The sequence below is a fragment of the Micromonospora sp. CP22 genome (assembly GCF_009712475.1).
GTDB lineage: Bacteria > Actinomycetota > Actinomycetes > Mycobacteriales > Micromonosporaceae > Micromonospora.
This window is the reverse complement of the sequence record NZ_VCJO01000012.1, coordinates 1-3,405: the sequence shown is the minus strand read 5'-3', so window position 1 is coordinate 3,405 and position 3,405 is coordinate 1. Positions and strand designations below refer to the sequence as shown.

The 3,405-nt window shown below is 64.2% G+C and carries 1 protein-coding gene; it reads right to left on the bottom strand.

The window, feature by feature from the left end:
• Positions 1 to 2,705: WD40 repeat domain-containing protein (locus FF096_RS27330; RefSeq protein WP_196222582.1), on the bottom strand; the 2,705-nt coding region annotated here is incomplete at its 3' end.
• Positions 2,706 to 3,405 lie beyond the last annotated feature (700 nt).

Here is a 3,405-nt window from a genome sequence, read left to right as displayed (position 1 = left end):
TCGCTGCTGCCGGAGATGATGCGGTATTGACCCTCTGGGCCAGGTAGGACTGCCAGGGCGGTTACTTCGTTGGTGTGGCCGGTGAGTTCGGTTAGCTCGGTGGCGTTGTCGGGGTCCCATACGCGTACGGTCCGGTCGCTGCTGCCGGAGATGATGCGGTATTGACCCTCTGGGCCAGGTAGGACTGCCAGGGCGATCACCTCGTCGGCATGGCCGGTGAGTTCGGCTATCTGGGTGCCGTCGTCGGGGTCCCATACGCGAACCGTTTCGTCGCCGGTGGAGACGATGCGGTGTCGTCCGTTCGGAGCGGGCAGGACCGTCACCGCAGACAACCCTTCTGTATGCCCCCCGAGCACGCTTAGTTGGGTGCCCGTGTCGGGGTCCCATACCCGTACCGTCCCATCGCCGGTGGAGACGATGCGGTGTCGTCCGTCCGGGCTGGGCAGCACCGCCACTGAGGACACCCAGCTGGTGTGGCCGGTTAACACTGCCAACGGGATGCCGTTGTCAGGGTCCCATACCCGTACCGTCTCGTCGCCAGTGGAGACGATGCGGTGTCGCCCGTCCGGACCAGGCAGGACCGCCAGGGCGGTTACCTCGCTGGTGTGGCCGGTGAGTCTGGTCAGCTCAATCGCGTTATCGGCGTCCCATACGCGTATTGTTTCGTCGCCGGTGGAGACGATGCGGTGTCGTCCGTCCGGGCTGGGCAGCACCACCACCGAGGACACCTCGTCAGTGTGGGCGCTGAAAACGGCTAGCTGAGTGCCGGTATCGGCATCCCACACCCGCACCGTCCCGTCGCTGCTGCCAGAGACGATGCGGTATTGGCCATCTAGACCAGGCAACACCGCTACTGCGGACAGCCCTTCGCCGTGGCCGGTGAGCTCGGCTAACAGGCTGCCGCTGTCGGGATCCCATATCCGTATCGTCCGGTCGCTGCTGCCAGAGACGATGCGGTATTGGCCATCTGGACCAGGCAAGGCCGCTACTGTGACGACTGCCCCGGTGTGCCCGGTGAGAATGCGGGCCGTGGTGCCAGACCAGACAGCGCTATGCACGTGCCAGGGCCAGTCAGGATGGTCGCAGGTGAGTGTGTCGGCAAGGTGCGTCGAACCGGTCTTTCGGGCCCAGACTTGCAGCCACCAGGCTCGTTCAGATTCCGTCCTGTTGGACCACTCGCTGTTGGCGGCGCTTTCAAGAGCGGCGGCGGCGGTGATGTGCTGGCGGTGGGTCAGAGTGTGTCGATGCCACAGGATCTGTCCAGGCGGGAAGGAGAGTAGAAACCCTGGATCTAGCACGAGGTCGTCGAGAACTTTGCCAGCGGCGGCATGACTGGCTAGCTGCAGACGAGTGTAATGATCCACGCTGGCCCAGTCCCGCCGCCCAGTAGTGCTGCTGCGGAGCGGGATGAGCCAATTAGCGATTGCCCGATGCGCGGTCGTCCATGCGGCATGCAGTCGTTCGCTGAGCCCGGCATCGAGGGGCTCCCGGTCGTCGTAAGTGGTGGCGGGAGCGTTGAATAAGTCTCGGAGACTTTGGTGCCGGACTTGGTAGTGGCGGACGTAGCCCATGCTGGTGGTGACGTCGAGAAAGGCACGCGCGGGTCCGTCTAGCCATTTCGTCAGTTCGCCAGCGACGCCCGGCTGCTGCAAGGCGGAGGCGAGCTCTTCGATGGTCACGCGACGCCTTAGCGCAGCGAGCACAGCTAAAGCAGGTAGGTGTAGGGGTTCCCACGCGGGATGCTCGGACCAGCGTTGGACATGCTGTTCGTAATACCCGCGTAGTCGGTCTGGTAGGCAGGCCACGTCATTTGGGGGGCGCAGCCCGGCGCGGATTTCATCGAGTACGTACCTAAGGTAGATCCACACGCCTTGGCAGCGGTTTAGTAACGTCGTGGTGAATGTCTCGGCCGTGACTCCGTGATCGCGAAGTGCCCGAGTTAGTGCTGGGTCTGAGCCGGGGCCGTTGGTGGCACTTTGCAGGTATGCGGCCATGTCGACCAAGTTGTCGGCGCCTTGCACATCGATCTGTGACCAGCCGACTCGCAGTGGATCGCGCAGCGCGACCAGGGGAATTCCGTAGCGGCTGGTCGCGATGATGTATGCCCCTGCTGGTAGGGCGTCCGGGGTGGGCAGTCCGAGTGGTATCCCGGTACCCATTCCCGGCGGGTCTGGCTCGGCCTCGTCTAGCCCGTCAACGACCAGCACGATCGGCCGGCGTTCCGCAGGCGGATACTGCTCGTTGCGAGCCGCTATCGCTGCTCGAATGACCTTGGCGAGCCAGTCCGGGCGCTCCGCCGCAGCGGGAAAGACGTCTCCGGGGGTGAACCGCTGAGCCAACCGCCAGGCGCCGATCAGTTGGGCTGCCAGGCTCTTGCGTGCCTCGACTGGGTTACGTGCGCCACCGTCCAGCCCAGTAAAGTGATACGCGCATGGGCGGGTCCAGACCAGATGAGCCGCCAGCGCGCTCTTACCGACACCGGCTTCACCGCGGACGACTACATATCCGCGGTCGGTCGTAGTGATCCGCTCGTCAATACGACTAATCAACTCCTTACGGCCTTGAAATCGAGCGAGGTCCAGGAGTTCGAACAGCGGTGCTGGATCGAAGACGGCGTTATGAACCTGATCGAAGCGCCCGGCCGTGACCTGTACGTATGTCGGCCCGGTGTTGACCGTGCCAGTAATATCTCGCCCGGCAGCCACTGCACCCGGGGCTAGCTGCCATGATCGGTTCATTACTACCGGCCCGATTCCGACGCCCGTCCGGGCTGATGTCCCGTAGTGTCGATGTCCGCCTTTTCAGTGATGTCTTGCCCGGCGACAACCGCGCCTGGATTTACCCCCGGTGCGGGTGATAAATCGTGGATTCCGGCAAATGAGGACCCATCAGTGCGGACCCGGCCAGCGATGTCCCGGCCTGCGACGACGGCGCCGCGACCAATCCGCTGTTGCGTGCCTGCTGTCCGCGCTAGCCACCCCGCCAGTACCGCTCCGGCCACCGTCAGGCCGCCACAAGCGACCCACCACTTCCACCCGCCGTGCAGCTCGTTGATCACTGCGCTGTTGACCGCGGCTAGCACTACCCCAACCCCTGCAGCCCAGGCAACCTGACGACCTGCCACCTGATACACCTCTGATCATCGAAGGCGCTGACAGCGGTACCGAGGGCCGGAGCCTAGTAGGCATCGGCCAACCCGCTTGCGGGTTGTGAACAAACATCATCTATTACGGCGGCCGTTATCTCAATTGCACGGTGAGCGGATATCGGGGCGAGCGGTTGCGTCGAGACTTGCTCGCTGCCTCGGCCGTCCAGGTCTGTCGGGACTCTAGTACGGCAGCCGCCATTGGCGGTCTGACCTGGCAGGATGCGGTGGTGGGGCGTGCGAAGTGGACGCAGCCGCCC